Source organism: Gordonibacter pamelaeae 7-10-1-b, from assembly GCF_000210055.1.
Taxonomy (GTDB): Bacteria; Actinomycetota; Coriobacteriia; order Coriobacteriales; family Eggerthellaceae; genus Gordonibacter; species Gordonibacter pamelaeae.
Window position 1 is genome coordinate 1,647,518 of sequence record NC_021021.1, and the last position, 1,885, is coordinate 1,649,402.

The 1,885-nt window shown below is 69.3% G+C and carries 2 protein-coding genes; both read left to right on the top strand.

Annotated elements, in window-relative coordinates; genetic code table 11:
* On the top strand, positions 1-981 hold a 981-nt coding region (locus tag GPA_RS07665), incomplete at its 5' end, for an FAD-dependent oxidoreductase (RefSeq protein ID WP_156791146.1).
* Between the two features lie 73 nt (positions 982-1,054).
* Positions 1,055-1,885, top strand: an 831-nt coding sequence (locus tag GPA_RS07670; protein WP_041239278.1) for a bifunctional folylpolyglutamate synthase/dihydrofolate synthase, incomplete at its 3' end; no start/stop codon positions are given.

The window sequence follows — 1,885 nt, forward strand, 5'->3', positions numbered from 1 at the left end:
CTGGCCGGCAAGCGCGTGGCGGTCATCGGCTCGGGCCCGGCGTCGCTGACCTGCGCGGGCGAGCTGGTGAAGCGCGGATGCGATATCACGGTGTTCGAGGCGCTGCACAAGGTGGGCGGCGTGCTCACCTACGGCATACCCGAGTTCCGCCTGCCGAAGGACCTCGTGCAGCGCGAGGTGTCGAAGCTGGGCGACAAAGGCGTTTCGTTCGAGGTGAACGCCCTGGTGGGCAAGCTCTACGACATCGACGAGCTCATGGAGGACCGCGGCTTCGACGCCGTGTTCGTGGGCACGGGCGCGGGGCTTCCCAGCTACCTGGGCATCGAGGGCGAGGGCCTCAACGGCGTGTCGGTGGCAAGCGAGCTTCTGACCCGCGTGAACCTTATGAAGGCGTACCAGTTCCCCGAATACGAGACGCCGGTGTACGCGGGTAAGAAGTGCGTGGTGGTGGGCGGCGGCAACGTGGCCATGGACGCGGCGCGCACGGCGAGGCGCCTGGGCGCCGACGTGACCGTGGTGTACCGCCGCGGACGCGAGGAGATGCCGGCGCGCGCCGAGGAAGTGCACCATGCCGAGCAGGAGGGCATCAAGTTCCAGCTGCTGACGAACCCGGTGCGCATTCTGGGCGACGAGAGCGGCTGGGTGTCGGGCGTCGAGTGCGTGCGCATGGAGCTGGGCGAGCCCGACGCGAGCGGACGCCGCCGCCCCGCGCCGATCGAGGGCAGCGAGTTCGTCATCGACATCGACATGCTGGTGGTGGCGGCAGGGTCGAAGACCAACCCGCTGATCGCGAAGACCACCCCGGGGCTCGAGGTGACGCCGCGCAGCCTGATCGTGGCCGACGAGCGCACGGGCGCCACGTCGAAGCCGGGCGTGTTCGCCGGCGGCGACGCGGTGATCGGCGCGGCGACCGTCATCCTGGCCATGGGTGCCGGCAAGCGCGCCGCGGCGGGCATCGGGGAGTATCTGACGCAAGAGTAACGCGTTTATCCATCGTTTTCTGGAACGAGTGTTTCACGTGAAACACTCGTTCGTTTTATTAAGGAGGCCTTCCATGTCGTTCGACCCGATCGCCTACATCAACGAGCCGCGCTGGCTGGAGTCGCGGCTCGGGCTCGATCGCATCTGCGAGCTGCTCGATCGGCTGGGCCGGCCGCAGGACCGCCTCAAGTTCGTGCACGTGGCCGGTACGAACGGCAAGGGGTCGACCTGCGCCTACCTCGCCTCCATCCTGCAGGCCGCGGGCTTGCGCACGGGGCTGTTCACCAGCCCGTACCTCATCGCGTTCGAGGAGCGCATCCGCGTGGACGGGGCGAACATCTCGGCTGACGACCTCATCGAGGCGACGCTGCTTGTGAAGGAGCAGGCCGAGGCCATGGCGGACCATCCCACCGAGTTCGAGCTCATGTGCGCCGTGGCGCTCGTGCATTTCGCGCGGAGCGGTTGCGACGTCGTGGTGCTCGAGGTGGGCCTCGGCGGCCGCCTCGACTCCACGAACGTCATCGACGCGCCCGAGGTTGCCGTCATCGCGCGCATCGGACTCGACCACACGGCACTGCTCGGCAACACGCTAGCGGCCATCGCGGGCGAGAAGGCGGGCATCGTGAAGCCGGGTTCGGCTGTGGTGTCGTGGCCCCAGGAGCCCGAGGCGATGGCGGCGGTCGAGGCAGCGGCTGCGGCGGCGGGCGATGCGCTGACCGTGCCCGACCTCGCGCTCTTGGAGGCGGGTACGGTGGACTGGGGGGTTCCCGGGGCGCCCCTGCGTCCGTTCTCCTATGGGCGCTTTACCGACCTGCGCACGCGGCTGCTCGGCAGCTACCAGCCCGCGAACGCGGCGCTCGCCATCGAGGCGGCCGAGGCGCTGCGCACCCGGGGTTGGGCCGTC